This window comes from Paenibacillus tritici, from assembly GCF_013204885.1.
Lineage (GTDB): Bacteria > Bacillota > Bacilli > Paenibacillales > Paenibacillaceae > Paenibacillus_AQ > Paenibacillus_AQ tritici.
In genome coordinates this window covers 238,411-255,506 of sequence record NZ_JABMKX010000007.1, presented here as the reverse complement: position 1 = coordinate 255,506, position 17,096 = coordinate 238,411, and the positions used below count along the sequence as shown (strand labels likewise).

The window sequence follows — 17,096 nt, the reverse complement described above, 5'->3', positions numbered from 1 at the left end:
ATGATGGTTTAGCGCGTTTTTTGGGTGAATATAGCGTCAGGACGGAATGTCCATAGCGGTCTGAATATTTTGCAGATCAAGCTGGACTTGCTCCGGAATATGGTAGGGGCGGTATAGGCCCCGCTGCAGCATGTATTCTGTTATCTTTTCGTGGGAAGTAATAGCCTCGCCGAGTTGTTTCATCAAGATTTCCCTGACTTCGGGGGTAGCACATTCAGTCACAGCCATGGCGTAGTTTCTGACGCCGCTCTTGGCGTTCATCAACAGATCCATTGCGATTACGTCATCCGTCAGCGTATTAAGACCGGTCATATGTTCTACTATTGGGTTCATTGTTTTATCTCCTATACAGTTACTTTAGATAGCACTCCACTGAGTTCCTGAAGCTGCTGTTGTGATAATATGGCATCCTGCTGCAAAATTTGCATGAGCTCCGGGTCGGTTACCAGAGCTTGCATAGTCTTGGATTTCGTTAGGCACACTGTCTTAAACGCAGCCATCTCACGGACCTCGAGCAGCTCATGCAAAGCGTAATTAGAATTCATTCAGGTTGTCCTCCCATGTATCTTTTCATACTCATACTCAAGGCTTTAAGATGACTTTGATGCAATCATCCGTTTTGGTATCGAACACTTCATAACCCCGCTTGGCCTCGCTAAGCGGAATGACATGTGTAACAATATCTCCAGGGTCTACTTTGCCGGAAGTGACCAACTCATACATATATGGCATGTAGTGAATAACCGGGGCTTGTCCAGAGCGGATATTCACGTTGCGCTGCATGATGTCGCCGAGGGGGAAGCCGTTATAGCGTCCGCCGTATACCCCCGTGACTTGGATAGTCCCGCCTTTGCGGACAGCCTGCGATGCAATGATAAATGCGCTCATGGTGCCGCCTTGCAGCTTCATACCGCTGGCCAGAAATTCAAGATCGCTCATCTTGCCGTCCATGCCTACCGCATCAATCACGACATCGGCCCCGCCTTTGGTCATTTCCTTGAGCGTGTTGCCAATATTCTGGTCCTGTTCGAAGTTTACGATTTCCACATGGTTTGTCCGCTTCGCATGCTGTAAGCGGTAATCGACATAGTCAACGGCGATGACCCGCTTGGCTCCCTTCAGCCAGCAGAATTTCTGGGCCAGCAGTCCGACCGGACCGCAGCCTAGCACAATGACCGTATCTCCATTCTTGACGCCAGCGTTATCTACGCTCCAGAATGCGGTCGTCATAGCATCGGCAATCAAGCTTAGCTTTTCGTCCGGATGCTCGCAGTCTTCGGGAATCTTGAAGTGAGTGAAGTTGGCATACGGAACCCGTAAATACTCGGCTTGCCCGCCAGGATATCCACCGGTTGTTCCGGAGTAGCCGAAATATGCCCCCATATCTCCATGTTCGTTAGAATTGTCGCATTGGCTCTCCAGATGATTCTTACAATAGAAGCATTCTCCGCAAGCGATGTTGAAAGGGATGATCACTCTGTCGCCTTTCTTAACCTTGGTCACTCCAGGGCCTACTTCTTCTACAATCCCCATGGGTTCATGCCCGATGACATAGTTCTCCTGAAGGTTAGGGATCATCCCGTGAATCAGGTGAAGGTCCGAGCCGCAAATGGCCGAACTGGTCACCCTTACGATCATATCGTCCGGCTTCTCAATCTTTGGGTCCGGCACCTCTTTGACCACGACATTCTTAATGCCTTGATACGTTACCGCCTTCATGCGTAGTGTCCTCCAATATGTTCATCTGGGGTCCGGTCAAACATCCCTTTACGCGACGTATCCCCCGGGAACAAATTCATCTGCCCGATCATCACCGTATTTTTCGCTGAAAGCTGGTCGAGCTGGTACTGTTCGTTGAGCTCATAAGGATGGAACCACTTTTTGCGGATCATGAGCTCCGTGATTTCTTGGTGCAGGGCAATCCCCTGCATCAGATGATTGCGCAGCAGCGTTCTTACATCGGGAGAAGCCGTCTCTGTCAAAGCGATGGACAAATTTCGCACGCCTTCCTTGGCGCGAATAAGGAAGTCCATGGCAAAAGTCATATCAGCCATCTCCGGCATATTTAGTGAATTTATCGGGTCTAAATAATCGGTGTTCATTGGCGTTCCCCTTTAATGAGTGATAGGTGTTGGGTTATTCGGTACAGGTGCCTGGAATGGAGCTCTTGCGTAGATGGCCTGAAGCTCGGCGATCTGTTGCGTGGATGATAAGACGTCCTTTTGCATGAGCGCTTTCAGCTCTTGGTCAAAGACCAGGCCTTGCATAAGCTTTGACTTAGCGAGGCAGAGCGTTTTGAAGTTTAACGCTTCATGCAGCTCCATCGATTCATGTGGCGCTAGCGTTGGCATATTCATCGAGTCATTATCCCTTCCTTCCTTTCTTTCATCGGAGTTAGATTTTCCTGTGTATTGGTTTTTTATTCTAGACTGGAACAGCATCTTCCGGCATATATATGGGTGATAGAAGCTCGAACCTTTGAGGAGGATATCATGCAAGTAAAGCTGCCGAGTGAACGTTTTTTCGGTAAGTTTGAAGCGGTTTTTTTGTTTTACGGGGCCATGCCTACAGGTGTTACCGTTTCTGAAACCGGGCGTATTTTCATTTGCTTTCCAAAATGGGGGGATGACGTTCAATGTACAGTGGCTGAGATCGTTAAGGATACATTACAGCCTTATCCCAGTGCAGAGGCTAATGCGGTAAGCCAAGCGAATATCACGACGTCCTTCATTAGTGTCCAGAGTGTTGTTGCGGATGGAAGGGGAACGCTGTGGGTATTGGATACGGGAGCTCCTAATTTCTCAGAACCCATCATCGGAGGAGCGAAGTTAGTCGCTGTAGATTTAAACACAAATTCCATAAGAAGCGTAATTACATTTACAGAAGAGGTTGTACTGCCCACGACTTATCTGAATGATGTCCGCTTTGATTTCCGTGTGGGTCGAGCAGGTTATGCGTATATCACAGATTCGTCTTCCCGGGGACCCGGAGCCATTATTGTCGTTGATTTAGAAACCGGTCATGCCTGGAGAAGGTTAAATGGGGCAATGTCCACTTCGCCCGACCCCTATTTCTTACCGAAAGTTGAAGGTACAATCCTGATCAACCGCAACCCGGATGGGTCTACCTCACCCTTCCAATTGGCATCCGATGGTATAGCGATTTCCCCGGATGGCAAGATGTTGTATTACTGCCCTCTCTCCAGTCGTGATCTGTACTCGATTTCAACGGAAGCCCTAAGAGACCGGACGATACCGGATATGAATGTACAGGCTGATGTGCAGTATTGGGGTGAAAAAGGGGCATCAGATGGAATGATCACCGATGCCAAAGGGAATGTATACGCGGGAGACTATGAAAACAATAGTATCCGCAAGATATTGCCGAACGGAATCATAGAAACGATCGCACATGACCCAAGAATTTTATGGCCGGATACGTTTTCTATTGGTCCAGATCAATGCTTATATTTCATCGTGAACCAATTAAACCGGCAGCCCAGATTTCATTACGGCAATGATCTGCGCCAGAAGCCTTATAGTTTACTGCGTATGAATATAGCCGAGCTACCAGCTCCTACCTATTAGTGAAACTATGAGGTGAGCTGCACAAGGTAAATGAGGTTGTTGAGAACAAAAGGAGCTGTCCCAGAAGCCATGAAATGGCTATTTGGGGCAGCTCTTTATTTTGGATTAAATTGACTTGTACCGTCTGTGGCCGCTTGGTATATGGTTTCGGCAACCATTTCTGGAGGCGAGGCGTAGGCCGGTTGTTTTTCCATATCACCCAATTTAGCCCGAAATGCAGCAGTAAATAGCTTGTAGTCTGTTAAATCATCATTATAAAAGAATTCCATGGATCTTCCACCGAAGTCCGTATGAATAGCACCGGGTTCAATCAACTTTACTTTGATATTTTGTGATGCTAATTCATAAGAGACGGACTCAGAAAAACCCTCTACTGCAAACTTGGACGAATGATACAAAGACATTGTTCGATATATATCAAGTCAATATATGATCATACAACCTCCACGATTAATAAGCATTCTTCCGCGTTGGTGTGAATACCCTAATGAGTGGTGCGAAAGTCCGTAATCATTTGGGGCAGGAGAAAGGGGCACGAACATGGAAGGGTCAGGGATTAGGCAGGGGAAGAACAGGATTACGGCGAAGATAAGAGGGTATTTGGTGGTGATAGCTATCATCGTGTCGGTAATGGCATTGGGAGCTCCTGCAATTGCCGGAGGCGATGAAGGGGGGAACCCCAAACAACTAGTCGTGACCTATGAGACGAACGGAGGCTCAGCGGTTAGCCCACAACTTGTGCCGGCATCCGGAGGTAAAGTGGTGTTTCAGCATACTCCGGTGAAGGAGTGCTACAGCTTCGAAGGCTGGTACTACGATAGCGCGCTGACGCAAGCCTATATGGGGTCAGATCTAATTACTAGAGACCTGACGCTGTATGCCAAATGGGTGGGCCAGGGAGCAAACGTGCTGTGCGCGGCTACATTGACCTCTTCGATCGGCATAGTGAGTGCCGGCGGGACTGCGAATGAGACGATTACTGTCGAAAATGGTATTAATCTAGCTGCGTTGAAGGCTGCGATCACGCCAGCGGCGAATGCAACGTTCGAGATTTACAATGCAGACGGAATAACGAAAGCGACGACACTGGAGACGGGCATGAAGGTCATCGTAACCTCGAAATCTGGAGCGAATAAGGTTACGTACACGATAATAGTGAGCTCTCCAAATTTAGCATTGAATAGACCCGCGACGGTGGACAGCACGTGCAACGCTTCGCAGACTGCGGCCAAAGCTGTAGAAGGCAGCGTCGTGAATGATAGCAAATGGTGCTCCAAGTCCGGCAACCGCTGGCTGCAGATTGATCTTGGCTCCGTGAGGCAAGTGAACCAATTCATCATCAAGCACGCAGCAGAAGGCGGAGAGACAACTTCATATAACACGAAAGCGTATAATATCCAGGTCAGTAATGATGGTGCCAATTGGAACACGGTGGTTAACGTAACCAACAATACGAAAGGCACTACGGTGGACAATATCACAGTAGTATCAGCAAGATATATCAAGTTAAATGTTACTACGCCCACGCAAACCGCAAACCCTGCGGCGAGAATCTATGAGTTTGAGGTATACGGACCTCCAAATGTGGCATTCCATAAACCCGCGACGGTGGATAGCACGTGCAACGCTTCGCAGACTGCAGACAAAGCCGTGGAAGGCAGCGTCATCAATGATAACAAATGGTGCTCCAAGTCCGGCAACCGCTGGCTGCAGCTTGATCTCGGCTCCGTGCAGCAAGTGGATCAATTTGTGATCAAGCATGCATCGGAGGGCGGAGAGACTCCCTCCTATAACACGAAGGCTTACAATATCCAGGTCAGCACCGACGGTACGAACTGGAACACGGTGGTCAACGTAACCAACAATTCGCTCGGTATTACGGTAGACAATATAACAGCAGTATCGGCCCGATATATTAAGCTTAACGTAACGGCACCTACACAAACCACGAATGCTGCGGCAAGAATCTATGAGTTTGAGGTATACGGACCAGGGTATACAACCTAAGTCTGAATTTACAGCGGTTCGCTTTGACCATTGGCTTTTCGTTTGTAATTGATCACCACAGGAATTTCAAAGCTCCAGTTTCCGGCGAGTGTATGCTGCTGATTAGTGTCATCGGAGAGGGTTAACTCTTTTACGTTGACTTTCAACATGAACTTGTCCGGAGGCGGGGACCCATTGAAGGAAAAGTTGAGGGTGCCGTTGTTGTTCAACATTACACCTGAATCCCTAGTGATGCCGGGAACGGCCTGAAGCATTGCAGGGTCCAATTCAAAAGCCGGCTTGACCGATTGTTTCGCCCTTTGTGCCTGCGGGATGTCGTTAAAATTCTTCATGGAGTATTGGATAATTAGCTTCTGGCCGTTGAACATATACTGATGAATGAGCAGGGTATAACCTTTGTCCGTTTTACCGCCTATCGAAGTCATCGTGTCATTTCCGCTTGTTTGCGTTAGCGCCTGCTCGTCATATTCAAAGAGAAGTGAATTCACCCTTTCCATAACTAGGGAAGTGACTGGATTTTTAACGCTGATTAGTGCCACTGCACAGATAAGCAGTACGATCATTGATACCGCAGCCAGTCTGGATTGGAATAAGCCCCGCTGCCGGGAAGGTGATTTTTGTTTGTGCGTCAGGTCACGCTTGGGGAGCGCAGCCGGCAACGGTTTACTTTCAGTATTAACGACATCGGGAACAGCCTCATGCGCCTGATGGATGACGGAACCCGAGAACCGCGTCTCAAATATAGTTGCCTTCTTACTGCTGTATGCAGTGATATTCCCTCCGTGCACATCAATAATGCTTTTCGCGATGGCCAGTCCGAGACCTGTACCCCCGGTCTGCTTCGACCTGGAGCTCTCCACCCGGTAAAAGCGGTCGAAAATAAAGGGCAAATCCCGTTCCGGAATGGGGTCTCCATAATTTGTGATCCGCACGACGAGCATATCTCCATCCCTGGCAATATCAATATCAATATATTTGCCTGCCTTCCCGTACTGAATGGCATTGGCGATTATATTCTCGTACGCCCGTACGAGCAGTCCCCCGTCTGCCTGGATCTTGAATTCTCCTTCCTGCATGCTCACCCTGATTTCCATGCCTGCATTCTCCGTAATCGGCACGAATTCCTCTTCCAGCTGACAGATCAACCCGGCGATATCAAGCTCGTTCAGTTCCAGAGGCATGCCGTTATTGATTCGTGTATATTCGAACAGCTCGTCGATCAGCCGCCGAAGCGACAAGGATTTCTCATATGCGATGTTGACGTAATAACGCAGCTCCACTTCATCCAGATACCGGTCCTCCTCAATCACTTCGAGAAAGCCGAGAATCGAGGTCAGTGGAGTACGCAGGTCATGTGATACGCCGGTAATTAAGTCGTTTTTGGTCTTCTCGGCCTTGCGCTCCTCCGCTATCGAATGCTTTAACTGCATACTCATCCGGTTAATGCTGCCTGCGACCTCCCCCAACTTGTTACCGGCAATTTCCGTGATTTGATAGCCGAACTGCCCCCCTGCAATCTCCTCTAACCCCCGGGTAATCTCCGCCAGATAATGATCCCATTCGCTGCTGAGCTGATTCACACTCTCTGCTACAGCGCTTAACTCATCCTTGCCCTGTACCGTCACCACATGCCCGAACCTGCCGGCCATTATTTCCTGCAATCCTGCGTTGATTTCTCTCAAATCCTTAACCAGACGAAGACTGGCCAGGAAGAAAGTAATAGGAAAGAGGAGGATGCCGGTTATGATCATCACGCGAGCCGATCCGGCATGTTCAATGCTCCAATTGATCGGGACAGCTACGTATTTGATTTTTTGCAGCTCCCCCGCCATGAAATACCCGAAAAAAATAGCTGCGCCTGTTAAGGCCAGGCTTGCAACCATAATCAGCATGAATCTCCAACGAATTGTATACACCCACTGTAGCCTGATTCTACTCACCCCTTGATTTTAGATCGCTTGTCCATTCAGTAATTATAAGCCATATTGCTAATGCAATGGATAACGCCAGCAGTATTTAAGGAAATGATAAGAATTTAGGCAGCTAGTTGGTAAGCTTTCTCTTCTATGCTTAGTTCAGCACAGAGAACAACAACAAATACGCGGAGGTTATCATTTTGAGAATGAATCTATTAAAGAAGGCACTAACCGTTAGTCTAAGTTCTATGCTATTGATCATGTCAGCAGGCTTTAGCCAAGCCCCCAAAGCTTCTGCTAATTCAAGCCCCCAGGTGAACACGAACCAGACTTTAAAGGTGCTGTACAATGATAGATACTATTACAATGAGAATTTGTTCAAAGAGCAATTTCCAGGTACACAAATTCAGGCCGTTATATGGGATGGCAAATCCGATTTAAAGGCATTTATCGCCAAGCAATCCCCTGACGTTGTCATGTTGAACACCCTTCAGTATACGCAGTTATCCAAGGAGAATCAGTTAGCAGAGCTAGGGCAGCTCATTAAGCGCGACAATTATGACACGGCAACCCTGTATCCTGATTTGTTGGAGGCACTGAAGGTGAAGGGGAAGCTCTACGGGCTAAGTCCGCGCTTTAACACAGAAGCCATTTTTTACAATGCCGACTTATTCCAAAAATATAAGGTTCCTATGCCGAAGGATGGAATGACCTGGGAGGAAGTGCTGAAGTTAGCTGCCAAATTCCCGGCCACGGGAAATAAGGATACTCGGATCTGGGGACTTCACTATCCGCTTGATAATTACACTTATCTAATCAATGACATAGCAACTGCTGAAGGGGTAAGCCGGTATAATCCCGATACACTAAAAGTAACTATAAATACAGCCGCCTGGAAAAAGGTATACAACATGGCTGTTACGGCCATAAAATCCAATACCATAGAGGGATCAAATAAAAGCGGATATGATGCGGATCCTTTCCTTATGGGACGAGCCGCTATGACCGTAAATCTGAATAGTATGAATACTCTAAGGGATATAGCTGCAGATAAGTCTGCTGTTGCGAAGTACAAACCGTTTACCGTTAAAATGGCTGCAGGTCCTGCCGATCCTAAGAACCGGAACATGACACGAAATATCCATCTTGATTCAATCATGGCGATTCCAACGGGTTCACCGAATCAAGACCTTGCTTGGGATTTCATCAAATATTATAACGGGGTGGAATTTGCTAAATTCAAAGCGGGGGAACCTGTAGGTTATTCCTTATCCCGTATGGATTATAGTAAAGAATACAAAGGATATAGTACGGAGGCCTTCTATAAATTAAAACCAAACCTGGAAACCCCACCAAATATCCATCCAATGGGAATTCCATTTAACAATTTGCAATATTCAGTTATTGTGCATAATGAGCTTAAACAGGTAATCAGCAACAAAAAAACACTGGATAAAGCGCTGGCTTCCGTTCAAACCCAAGTTCAAAAAAGCCTTGATGATGCTGTGAAGAAGCAACAAACGAAGAAATAACTCACGAGTATAGAACGCTTGAACAAGAGATGAATGGAGGTTTTATTTATGAAACGTAATTTATTACAGAAGGTTATGCTTACGAGTCTGAGTGTGATGGTTATCGGAACTTCAGCAGGTCTTGGCACAGGTAAACAAGCTTCCGCACAATCCGTCAACCAGACGGGCACGAAAGACACTTTAAAAGTATTGTACTGGAACGCTGACGATTTCAATAGGAGGTATGGAGACCAGTTCAGTAAGAGCTACCCGGATACAAACATCGAAGTCTTTGCCCCTACAGGTACAGGTTCGATTACAGATTACAATTCGGCGATCCAAAAGTATTCCCCGGATCTTGTGATGCTGCCCCCATACCATTACCAGCAACTGTCTAAAGATAACAAGCTGACAGCGTTGGAACCGCTAATTAAGCGGGATCAGTATGACATGACAACAGTATACCCTGGCCTGCTCGATGAATTGAAGGAACAAGGCGGCGGCAAACTGTACGGGTTAAGCCCAAAAACGGAGTCGTATGCTCTTCTATATAATGCGGACTTATTTAAAAAGCACAATGTTGAAATACCAAGTGATGCAATGACATGGGAAGAGATATTGAAGCTTGCTAAGAAATTCCCTGCTAAGGGAGATAAGAGCACCCGAATCTGGGGCCTAAGCGCCTCCGGATCTAGCAATCTGGTCATGGATATCGCCAGAACAGAAGGGTTAACGTATATTGATCCAGATACCCTTAAGGCTACTGCGAATACAGCTGCGTGGAAAAATGCCTATCGTCTGTCCGTCGAGGCCACGGAGTCTGGGGTACTTGACGAAAGAATCACCTTGTCGGGCAAAAGCTACCTGGAGAGCAGCCCGTTCATTATGGGACGGTCCGCTATGATAGTAGCCTCTATCAGTCAGCTGCAGTCCTTGCAAAAAGCAAAAAACAATGTAAAGAATTATAAACCGTTTACGCTGGGTATGGTTGCCGGCCCTGCTGATTCTAAGGACCGGAAGTCAACAGGATATGTTTTTGGTTCTGAGATTCTGGCGATTCCGGCAGGTGCATCGAATAGGGATGCCGCTTGGGACTTTATCAAATATTTCAATGGGGATGAGTACGCTAACGTATACTATAAACCCAATACTTCTAACAATAGTATAGGTGCTCCTCTGTCCCGCATGATTAAAGAGTACTCTGGTTACAAGCTGGACGCGTTCTACACATTACAACCTAACTTCAATTCAACGATTACAAGCTACGCTCTTATGAACAAGTCAGCAGATTTGGAACTGGATTTTCGGTCCATTCTATCTGAAGAACTGACACAGGTAGTAAACGGGAAAACAACATTAGATAAAGCTGCTGCTGCAATTCAATCCAGCACTCAGGCTGTTGCAGATAAAGTAGCAAAGGCTCAATAGACAAAGAGATAGAGCTTAGGAATCATGGAGATATAAAAAGAGAGAGATATGAAGGAGGTATGGCCCGGATGTGTTTGCGATCCGGGCCATATTCGATAGGGGTTCAGGGATCAAGTTAATGCTTCTACAAAATAACACAATTTCTTATTGGGGAAATATAGGACGACTAATCTATCAGATTCATAATTGAACTCTTGCCACAAGTAAACTCCGTTAAAATCCGGCATCTTATCTTCAGGAACATCTAGGCGCAGCAATATGTTCTCAATAAATTTTTTGATATCTCTTTCATGATCATGAAGAGTGTCCCCGAAATATTTTGTAATAATCTTTCTTCCGCCGGTTGACTCTAATGTTGAGGGAAATTGTTTTTCTTTAGATTTATAAATAGTATAGCGTACCCCTTCACCGCGAAATCCGCCTTGGTTTGTATATTGATCAAGTTCCTTGAGTGTAGAAGGCAATTTCAACTGCCAATTTTGCTCATATTGTTTTTTGTGTGTGACATTATTTTTTGCTTCGTTCCATAGATATGCCGGGACCAAAATGGCAACGATCACTACAATAACCACAAAAACATTTATAACTTTCATTTTCATCCCCCAGAGGCTTTTCTGAATTTGTCTATCATTTTGCATTATTTTCTATTATTTAAAATATATTAACATATAAAATAGAATAAAACACTTTGTTGATACTATGCAATATTCCTTGACGGGAATATTCCAATCGGTCTATACTCTATTCAGTGGTACACATGAGAAATGGAGGGATCGAAATGACAGAGCAATCGGAAGGCAAGGAGTTAGTCATTACACGTGTATTCAATTATCCGCGTGAGCTTGTATTCAAAGTTTGGTCTGAGGCCGAGCATCTGAAGCGGTGGTGGGGGCCCAAGGGTTTTGAAATACATGTCGCCCAATTAGATTTCCGTCCGGGCGGGTTGTTCCATTACAACATGCAATCTCCTGATGGTGTGCAAATGTGGGGTAAATTTGTATATCAGGATATCCAGGCATTCGAAAAGATTGTCTGGGTCAATAGCTTTTCAGATGAATTAGGCAATATTGTCCGGGCTCCGTTTAGTGATTTGATCCCGCTAGAAATACGCAATACGGTCACGTTTAGTGAGAATGACGGCATTACAACAATGACCTTGTGCGGCGGACCGGTCAACGCAACTGAGGAAGAGAGAAGATTTTTTGAAGGCATGTTCGATTCCATGCAGGAGGGATTCGGAGGAACCTTCGATCAGCTCGAAGAATATTTGGCAGCCCATTCCTGACCAAGAGTCGCACTGTGAACGGTATCTTAAGTTAGACCAAAGAAGCTCACCCGAATTCCGGGTGAGCTTCTTTGGTAGAATGAATAATCATTATAGGGACAGAGATTCTTCGCTCATTAGAGCATGTACATTGTGGTCGGGGTCATGAAAGAACGTCATCCAAGTGGCGGTTTGGCCCATCTCAGCGACTTTATGCGGTTGATCCAAAAAGTGTACATTCCGGCTGACTAATGTTTCGTACGCAGAGTTAATATTGTCAACGGTGAAATAGAACACAGAACTGGGATGATCGAACTGGGGGTCTTCAGCAATACCCAAGACCAGTTGAATACCATTACATTCGAAAAAGGTCATGTTCGGGATCTGAAATAACAATTTCAGGCCTAAAGTATCTTGATAGAATCGAGTGGCAGCTTCCATATCATGTACACGAATGGATATTTGTCCAATACTTTTAATCTGAAATTCTGAATTCATTTACATATCGCTCCCTTATTAAATCGTATATTTCACGCAGTAAATGTAACATGTGTGGGTTAAGCATTGCTTTTCCAAAATCACTTTTTTCTAAACACCTGGGGCGAGAATCCCGTTCGTTGTTTAAAGACCTTATTGAAGGAAGAGGGATTCTCGAAGCCAACACTTAAACTAATCTCTGTTACGCTGCTTTCCGTTTGAGAAAGGAGACGCTGTGCTTCAAGTATCCTTTTTTCGATGATGAACTGGTGAGGTGTCCTGTTGAAAAATTGCCGAAAGTTGCGGATCAGATGATTTTTAGAAAGACAAGCGACTCTTGAAACTTCATCAAGGGACACGTTTTGGTTGTAATAAGCATGTAAGTACTCATAGGCCAGGGTCAACCGCCGAAACAGTTCTTCCCTAGTGGCTGGCCGCCTACCGGGCAGTGTATTAATTTCTTGAGAAATTTTCTGATGGACGGTAATCAATGCTTGCATTAGATGTTGATATTGCTCATCGACCCAGAGCTTCTCGCTACCGAGTACGGGTAAGGAATTCTTAAAGTTTTCAATCAGTGGAGTCATCAGATGACTATGGCGGTATGACTTTGTATGAAATTGCAACGGGTGTCTGGAGTCTGAGAATGGATCGTCTAAGGACTTCTCTGCCCCTAAATGAATAGCGCTATGAAATTCTTCAGCAAAGCCAGCCTTGAAAAATACGCAAAAAGAGTCGACTTCTGTTTCGGATTCAATGGCTATAGCATATTGTTCCCCTTCATTTAGAAGGAGGTAGCCTTCTTTCTCGACAGCATAATGACCAAATTTGGTTCTGTAATAGGCTCGACCATTACGAAATGTCTTTATGGAAAGCGGTCCGGTACCTTCCCAGTGATGAGTAGTACTCCGCGCCTGTAGAACGAAGTTTTTCTGAAACAAAGGGAGCTTAGAGTTTCCCATCTGTTGAGTTCATCCCCTTCCGCAGCATAGATGTAAGTGATGCTTCTACAAAACTAGCATACCTTAAGTGTAAGTTTTTTTCACACTCCAACTGTGAGAGGTTTCTTAGGGGGAAAGTTGTTTAAGTCAATAAATACTAAAACGCTACTGACAAACCGCTGTCAGTAGCGTTTTAGTATGCTGGATTCAGCTTAAATAAAAGGAGTTGCTTCGGCAATGGATACGAATGAAACGCTGCGTACATTCGAGGAGACGGAAAATGGAGGTCCTTCGTATTGGATAGGGGTCGTCTCGGCGAACCATGTGCAGAGGGGCGTTGGTGGCGGCTTTGCCCAGATGTGTCACGGTAAGGCGGCGCCGCTGCGCAGGATGCAGCCGGGGGATTGGCTTGTGTATTATTCTCCCCGCATGGAGATAGGAGAAGGCGAGCCGTTGCAAGCGTTCACCGCCATTGGCCGGGTTATGGACGACCGTGTATACGAATATGCGATGTCTGCGACGTTCGTACCTTACCGCCGGAATATTGAATATGTTCCCTGCCAGGAGGCGAGAATCAAGGGCTTACTTGATCGATTGTCCTTCACACGCGGCCAGCGGAATTGGGGCTACCCCTTCCGTACCGGCCACTTCGGGATAAGCCGTGAAGATTTCTTGATTATCGCGGAAGCGATGCATGTGGCCATCCCGTTATTGCGAGGGTGAAAACCTGCCTACCGGTGCAGAAGATCTATAAATTGATACACAAGCCCCCTCTGTCATGTTGGCGGAAGGGGCTTGTTCAATGTACGTTCGGCGTGTTTACTTCAAAAAGCTTTGACATGGTATCGGTGCCACTCAATGTCTGGAACGGCTGGTCGATCACTAGGGCTTGAGGGTTTGCTGAGCTTTTAGAACCTTTGGTTGTTCTGAGAACAAGTTAGTGAGGGTGACAGTGTAGTAGTGATAGGGCGGGTTATGTGCTCCCTCAAAGGTAGTGACTTTTATAGTGGCTTCCCAATAATACTGGCCCTGTTTTAATTTTTTGACCTCAACCATATCGACCATGAACTGTCCTTCGTCATTATATTTGGCAAGGACGGTGCTGATTGGTTTGAATAAGGAAGAGACGAATGCGTCCTTTACAACGTCACAAGGTAATTGAACATTTTCCTGAGTGGTGTTTGTTGTTTCTATTGCAAGCACTTCGGATGGCGTGAATGCAGAGAGAAAGAGAACAAGGAGAACAGTTTGCCATCTTTTTAGCATCGTTATACCTCCTTTGACTGAGTTATTGTACTCTCGTTGTCTTAGGGGTATTCGCCGTTCCTCAGAATTTCCTTTCTGAAAAATTACTTGAACTACGTCTCACAGTATACTCATCTCTCTACATGAGCTACTGCGCTAATCTCAATCCATTGCTCAGGGAAGGCCAAGAAGTTGACGCCGATCAGGCTGCCAGCGGGGCGGTGATGATCTCCCAGGTATTCCTTGAATAACTCGATAACTGTTCCTCCATGCTCTTGTGCATGGGTTAGGTATACCTCGACATAAGCCAGGTTGGCTTTGGTGACACCGAATTCGGCTAGTACACGGTCCAGATTATCCAATGTCTGACGGGTCTGAATCCCGATATCGCCAGCTCCGACAAATTCACCTGCTGCATTGTGAGAGAATTGGCCGGAGATGTAGAGGGTGCCGTTTACGCTGTATCCTTGCGAGATGCCATGATCCCAGAGATCGTGATGATAGGTCTTAATTGTGGACATGTGATGGTCTCCTTTACTTCAAAGTAAGGCTAGTATAAACTTGGCACAAAGAAAGAGATAGTACGCACTTCAAAGATAGGTACTATCTGAAAGGATAGTGTAAAACATGGGTATATCCGATTTAAACGGCAAAGATACGAAGATTCAGGATACACCTTTTGGATATACGATGTCAGTAATCGGCGGGAAGTGGAAAATGGTGATCCTGTACCTCTTGGCTGAGAAGCAGCCGGTTCGCTTCAATGAAATGAAAAGACAGCTTGGGGCAATTACGTACAAGACCTTAAGCTCCCAGCTCAAGGAACTGGAAGCAGCTGGGATGGTTGAGCGGAGGGAGTACCCGCAGGTGCCGCCAAAAGTGGAATACAGTCTTACGGATAAGGCGGAGACGCTGTTGCCTGTACTGGAACAGCTGTGCGACTGGGGAGTTAAGAATCAGGGTAAGGAACTGTAATTCCGCTGTGTTCTGAATATGAAGTAAGTACCAACAATTGGCTCCTTCCGCCATTTCGGCAGAAGGGGCTGATTTTATATAATGCTGCCTGCACCTCAGTCACAACGAGCCTACCACAGCTTTAACAGAATCTGCCTCCGTATTAATCTGAAGAAAAATCGAACGAAATATTCGTTATTCCCCAATATATAGTGTAAGACCGAAGGGAGGGGTGATGAATGGAGCATCCAAAAGAATATTCTCAGCTCATTACGCTTACGCTAGCCGGCAGTCGTGAAGCATTTAGTGAGCTATATGAAGCTACGATTAGGGATGTATATCAAACCGTTCATTTCCTCGTTCGCGAAACATCTGAGGTGGATGATATCGTTCAGGAGATTTATATTCAAATGCGCAGATCTCTTGAACATTTTGACATCAGTCGCCCCTTTAGACCCTGGCTTATGGGAATAGCAGTGCGACAAATTCATGCCTACCGGAGAAAGAGATGGACGCATCTCCGAGTTCTCAAAAAGGCAGAGCAGGTCAATCCGGTGGTGGAGCCTGAATTCACAAATAAGGTTGTGGACAAGATCTCTAACCATTCCTTGCTTACAAGCGTAGAAAGTCTTCCATATAAGCTGAAGCAGGTGATTATTCTGCATTATTTAAATGAATTATCGCAGGAAGAAAGTGCCGCGATCCTTGAGATTCCTCTGGGTACCGTGAAATCCCGTATTCATGCTGCACTGCGCAAGCTTCGTCAGAAGCCAGAGAATCAGACTCTTTTTAAGGGAAAGGTGGAGGATCTGCATGAATTTCAATGAAAAGCTGCGAACAGTTCTGCAGGAAGAGGCCAGAAATTTAAATGCCCCACCGGAACTGAAGGAGAGAATACTAAATCAGACCGTAACCGGACAAGGGGGAGGACGAATGAAAAAGAAGTGGATCGTAGCAGGCGTTTTGGCAGCTACTTTATTAATTCCTACTGGAGCGTTTGCCGGATATCAATATCTGGCGGATAATATGTATGGTTCGAAAGAAGCAGCAGCAACAATTGGCCTAACCCCGCAGAAGTATGAGGAGTTTGAGGCCAAGCTGCAGAGGTTGAAGCATAATTTTAGCAAGGAAGAAGCTGCCACGGTTATGTCCTTATTGAAGAAGTTAGGCGAGTACAATCTGCTGGCGGCAGATTCCAAGGGAGCTTTTCACATCGAACAGCTTGATGCAGAAGAACAGAAGGCATACCAAAAATTACTGGTGGAGCTTGAACCGTATTTCAAGAAAATGAACGAAACGAATAAACCCAAGGCAAAGGCATCTGGCACAGATCGTGGTGCTTTCTGGGATAGCATGCTTGAAAAAGCTGAACAGAGGCTTACCAAACAGGAGTATAGGGAGCTTGAGCCCATAATAAATCAGTTGAAAAGCTATGATGCCAAGGTAACTGATCCAGACGGAAGTCTTCATATGGATCGGCTGTCGGCAGAAGAGATACAAGATCAACAGAAGTTATTAGAGGCGCTCACCCCTTATGCTAATAAGCTGGACCTGATGGTTAAAAAAAGGACTTAATAGGTTGCTTCATTTAACCTTTTAATCTGCTCCTGAGTAAGCGTGCAATTCTTGACTCAGCATCTAGGCCAGCGTATTGCACAGGAACTGGGCGATTCTGGCGGCTGTACGCACCGTTCAACAGAGGGGAATAGGCAAGTAAAGCGATTTCCTCATGGGTCTCGATATATTTGAGACGCACAAGCCATGGG

Annotated in this window: 21 protein-coding genes; 9 read left to right on the top strand and 12 right to left on the bottom strand. The window is 46.0% G+C overall.

What is annotated here, in order from left to right; genetic code table 11:
• Positions 1 to 36 precede the first annotated feature (36 nt).
• From HQN87_RS14620 to HQN87_RS14600, 5 genes are read right to left on the bottom strand one after another with little or no spacing between them, the layout of a single operon-like run.
• A complete protein-coding gene (locus HQN87_RS14620) occupies positions 37 to 333 on the bottom strand; it encodes a spore coat protein (protein WP_173134428.1) in 297 nt (98 codons plus the stop codon).
• An 11-nt stretch (positions 334 to 344) separates the two neighbouring features.
• The gene (locus tag HQN87_RS14615; protein ID WP_173134425.1) at positions 345 to 545 is read right to left on the bottom strand and encodes a hypothetical protein; all 201 of its coding nucleotides are present in this window, start codon (positions 543 to 545) and stop codon (positions 345 to 347) included.
• Positions 546 to 582: 37 nt separating this feature from the next.
• Positions 583 to 1,719, bottom strand: a complete 1,137-nt coding sequence (locus tag HQN87_RS14610) for a zinc-dependent alcohol dehydrogenase (RefSeq protein ID WP_173134422.1) — start codon at positions 1,717 to 1,719, stop codon at positions 583 to 585.
• Positions 1,716 to 2,102: a spore coat protein gene (locus tag HQN87_RS14605; protein ID WP_173134420.1), complete on the bottom strand. Its 387-nt coding sequence runs from the start codon at positions 2,100 to 2,102 to the stop codon at positions 1,716 to 1,718. Before HQN87_RS14605 ends, HQN87_RS14610 begins: the two co-directional genes overlap by 4 nt.
• A 12-nt stretch (positions 2,103 to 2,114) precedes the next feature.
• Positions 2,115 to 2,357, bottom strand: a complete 243-nt coding sequence (locus tag HQN87_RS14600; protein WP_173134418.1) for a spore gernimation protein GerQ — start codon at positions 2,355 to 2,357, stop codon at positions 2,115 to 2,117.
• Positions 2,358 to 2,492: 135 nt separating this feature from the next.
• Here HQN87_RS14600 and HQN87_RS14595 point away from each other — a divergent pair, with 135 nt between their 5' ends.
• Positions 2,493 to 3,587: an L-dopachrome tautomerase-related protein gene (locus HQN87_RS14595; protein WP_173134416.1), complete on the top strand. Its 1,095-nt coding sequence runs from the start codon at positions 2,493 to 2,495 to the stop codon at positions 3,585 to 3,587.
• Positions 3,588 to 3,682: 95 nt separating this feature from the next.
• On the opposite strand, the gene HQN87_RS14590 is transcribed toward HQN87_RS14595, so the two are convergent.
• On the bottom strand, positions 3,683 to 3,991 hold the full coding sequence (locus tag HQN87_RS14590; protein WP_173134414.1) for an SDR family NAD(P)-dependent oxidoreductase: 309 nt from the start codon (positions 3,989 to 3,991) through the stop codon (positions 3,683 to 3,685).
• A 202-nt stretch (positions 3,992 to 4,193) separates the two neighbouring features.
• Between HQN87_RS14590 and HQN87_RS14585 the strand changes: the two genes are divergently transcribed.
• Positions 4,194 to 5,594: a discoidin domain-containing protein gene (locus tag HQN87_RS14585; RefSeq protein ID WP_173134412.1), complete on the top strand. Its 1,401-nt coding sequence runs from the start codon at positions 4,194 to 4,196 to the stop codon at positions 5,592 to 5,594.
• An 8-nt stretch (positions 5,595 to 5,602) separates the two neighbouring features.
• Here HQN87_RS14585 and HQN87_RS33000 read toward each other — a convergent pair whose 3' ends face one another.
• The gene (locus HQN87_RS33000) at positions 5,603 to 7,510 is read right to left on the bottom strand and encodes a sensor histidine kinase (RefSeq protein ID WP_367272724.1); all 1,908 of its coding nucleotides are present in this window, start codon (positions 7,508 to 7,510) and stop codon (positions 5,603 to 5,605) included.
• A gap of 260 nt (positions 7,511 to 7,770) precedes the next feature.
• Here HQN87_RS33000 and HQN87_RS14575 point away from each other — a divergent pair, with 260 nt between their 5' ends.
• Positions 7,771 to 9,042, top strand: a complete 1,272-nt coding sequence (locus tag HQN87_RS14575; RefSeq protein WP_173134410.1) for an extracellular solute-binding protein — start codon at positions 7,771 to 7,773, stop codon at positions 9,040 to 9,042.
• A 48-nt stretch (positions 9,043 to 9,090) separates the two neighbouring features.
• Complete coding sequence (locus HQN87_RS14570) at positions 9,091 to 10,449, top strand: ABC transporter substrate-binding protein (RefSeq protein ID WP_173134402.1); 1,359 nt, start codon at positions 9,091 to 9,093, stop codon at positions 10,447 to 10,449.
• 110 nt (positions 10,450 to 10,559) lie between these two features.
• Here HQN87_RS14570 and HQN87_RS14565 read toward each other — a convergent pair whose 3' ends face one another.
• Positions 10,560 to 11,009 (bottom strand): hypothetical protein, encoded by a 450-nt coding sequence (locus HQN87_RS14565; protein WP_173134399.1) that lies wholly within the window; start codon positions 11,007 to 11,009, stop codon positions 10,560 to 10,562.
• A gap of 218 nt (positions 11,010 to 11,227) precedes the next feature.
• Here HQN87_RS14565 and HQN87_RS14560 point away from each other — a divergent pair, with 218 nt between their 5' ends.
• Positions 11,228 to 11,734 carry an SRPBCC family protein gene (locus HQN87_RS14560; protein ID WP_173134397.1) on the top strand — a complete coding sequence of 169 codons (507 nt, stop codon included), beginning with the start codon at positions 11,228 to 11,230 and terminating at the stop codon, positions 11,732 to 11,734.
• 90 nt (positions 11,735 to 11,824) lie between these two features.
• On the opposite strand, the gene HQN87_RS14555 is transcribed toward HQN87_RS14560, so the two are convergent.
• Positions 11,825 to 12,211, bottom strand: coding sequence for a VOC family protein (locus HQN87_RS14555; protein WP_173134394.1), 387 nt, complete (start codon positions 12,209 to 12,211; stop codon positions 11,825 to 11,827).
• Between the two features lie 80 nt (positions 12,212 to 12,291).
• Positions 12,292 to 13,152, bottom strand: coding sequence for a helix-turn-helix domain-containing protein (locus tag HQN87_RS14550; protein ID WP_173134391.1), 861 nt, complete (start codon positions 13,150 to 13,152; stop codon positions 12,292 to 12,294).
• A gap of 216 nt (positions 13,153 to 13,368) precedes the next feature.
• On the opposite strand from HQN87_RS14550, the gene HQN87_RS14545 reads away from it, so the two are divergent.
• Complete coding sequence (locus HQN87_RS14545) at positions 13,369 to 13,854, top strand: EVE domain-containing protein (protein ID WP_173134388.1); 486 nt, start codon at positions 13,369 to 13,371, stop codon at positions 13,852 to 13,854.
• Between the two features lie 159 nt (positions 13,855 to 14,013).
• Here HQN87_RS14545 and HQN87_RS14540 read toward each other — a convergent pair whose 3' ends face one another.
• Positions 14,014 to 14,397 carry a DUF3888 domain-containing protein gene (locus HQN87_RS14540; protein WP_173134385.1) on the bottom strand — a complete coding sequence of 128 codons (384 nt, stop codon included), beginning with the start codon at positions 14,395 to 14,397 and terminating at the stop codon, positions 14,014 to 14,016.
• A 110-nt stretch (positions 14,398 to 14,507) separates the two neighbouring features.
• Entirely contained in the window at positions 14,508 to 14,897 is a 390-nt protein-coding gene (locus HQN87_RS14535) for a RidA family protein (RefSeq protein WP_173134382.1), read from the bottom strand.
• Between the two features lie 106 nt (positions 14,898 to 15,003).
• On the opposite strand from HQN87_RS14535, the gene HQN87_RS14530 reads away from it, so the two are divergent.
• From HQN87_RS14530 to HQN87_RS14520, 3 genes are all read left to right on the top strand, one after another.
• Entirely contained in the window at positions 15,004 to 15,351 is a 348-nt protein-coding gene (locus HQN87_RS14530) for a winged helix-turn-helix transcriptional regulator (RefSeq protein ID WP_173134379.1), read from the top strand.
• Between the two features lie 218 nt (positions 15,352 to 15,569).
• Complete coding sequence (locus tag HQN87_RS14525; protein WP_173134377.1) at positions 15,570 to 16,157, top strand: sigma-70 family RNA polymerase sigma factor; 588 nt, start codon at positions 15,570 to 15,572, stop codon at positions 16,155 to 16,157.
• Positions 16,144 to 16,905 (top strand): DUF3600 domain-containing protein, encoded by a 762-nt coding sequence (locus tag HQN87_RS14520; protein ID WP_173134373.1) that lies wholly within the window; start codon positions 16,144 to 16,146, stop codon positions 16,903 to 16,905. Before HQN87_RS14525 ends, HQN87_RS14520 begins: the two co-directional genes overlap by 14 nt.
• Positions 16,906 to 17,096 lie beyond the last annotated feature (191 nt).

Excerpts from the sequence above, each read along its gene's own strand:
- HQN87_RS14525 (WP_173134377.1), top strand. The coding sequence starts at position 15,570 with ATGGAGCATCCAAAAGAATATTCTCAGCTCATTACGCTTACGCTAGCC.
- HQN87_RS14535 (WP_173134382.1), bottom strand. The coding sequence starts at position 14,897 with ATGTCCACAATTAAGACCTATCATCACGATCTCTGGGATCATGGCATC.
- HQN87_RS14520 (WP_173134373.1), top strand. The coding sequence starts at position 16,144 with ATGAATTTCAATGAAAAGCTGCGAACAGTTCTGCAGGAAGAGGCCAGA.
- HQN87_RS14595 (WP_173134416.1), top strand. The coding sequence starts at position 2,493 with ATGCAAGTAAAGCTGCCGAGTGAACGTTTTTTCGGTAAGTTTGAAGCG.
- HQN87_RS14605 (WP_173134420.1), bottom strand. The coding sequence starts at position 2,102 with ATGAACACCGATTATTTAGACCCGATAAATTCACTAAATATGCCGGAG.
- HQN87_RS14530 (WP_173134379.1), top strand. The coding sequence starts at position 15,004 with ATGGGTATATCCGATTTAAACGGCAAAGATACGAAGATTCAGGATACA.
- HQN87_RS14575 (WP_173134410.1), top strand. The coding sequence starts at position 7,771 with ATGTCAGCAGGCTTTAGCCAAGCCCCCAAAGCTTCTGCTAATTCAAGC.
- HQN87_RS14615 (WP_173134425.1), bottom strand. The coding sequence starts at position 545 with ATGAATTCTAATTACGCTTTGCATGAGCTGCTCGAGGTCCGTGAGATG.
- HQN87_RS14600 (WP_173134418.1), bottom strand. The coding sequence starts at position 2,357 with ATGAATATGCCAACGCTAGCGCCACATGAATCGATGGAGCTGCATGAA.
- HQN87_RS14610 (WP_173134422.1), bottom strand. The coding sequence starts at position 1,719 with ATGAAGGCGGTAACGTATCAAGGCATTAAGAATGTCGTGGTCAAAGAG.
- HQN87_RS14555 (WP_173134394.1), bottom strand. The coding sequence starts at position 12,211 with ATGAATTCAGAATTTCAGATTAAAAGTATTGGACAAATATCCATTCGT.
- HQN87_RS14620 (WP_173134428.1), bottom strand. The coding sequence starts at position 333 with ATGAACCCAATAGTAGAACATATGACCGGTCTTAATACGCTGACGGAT.
- HQN87_RS14590 (WP_173134414.1), bottom strand. The coding sequence starts at position 3,991 with ATGTCTTTGTATCATTCGTCCAAGTTTGCAGTAGAGGGTTTTTCTGAG.
- HQN87_RS14540 (WP_173134385.1), bottom strand. The coding sequence starts at position 14,397 with ATGCTAAAAAGATGGCAAACTGTTCTCCTTGTTCTCTTTCTCTCTGCA.
- HQN87_RS14560 (WP_173134397.1), top strand. The coding sequence starts at position 11,228 with ATGACAGAGCAATCGGAAGGCAAGGAGTTAGTCATTACACGTGTATTC.
- HQN87_RS14550 (WP_173134391.1), bottom strand. The coding sequence starts at position 13,152 with ATGGGAAACTCTAAGCTCCCTTTGTTTCAGAAAAACTTCGTTCTACAG.
- HQN87_RS14545 (WP_173134388.1), top strand. The coding sequence starts at position 13,369 with ATGGATACGAATGAAACGCTGCGTACATTCGAGGAGACGGAAAATGGA.
- HQN87_RS14570 (WP_173134402.1), top strand. The coding sequence starts at position 9,091 with ATGAAACGTAATTTATTACAGAAGGTTATGCTTACGAGTCTGAGTGTG.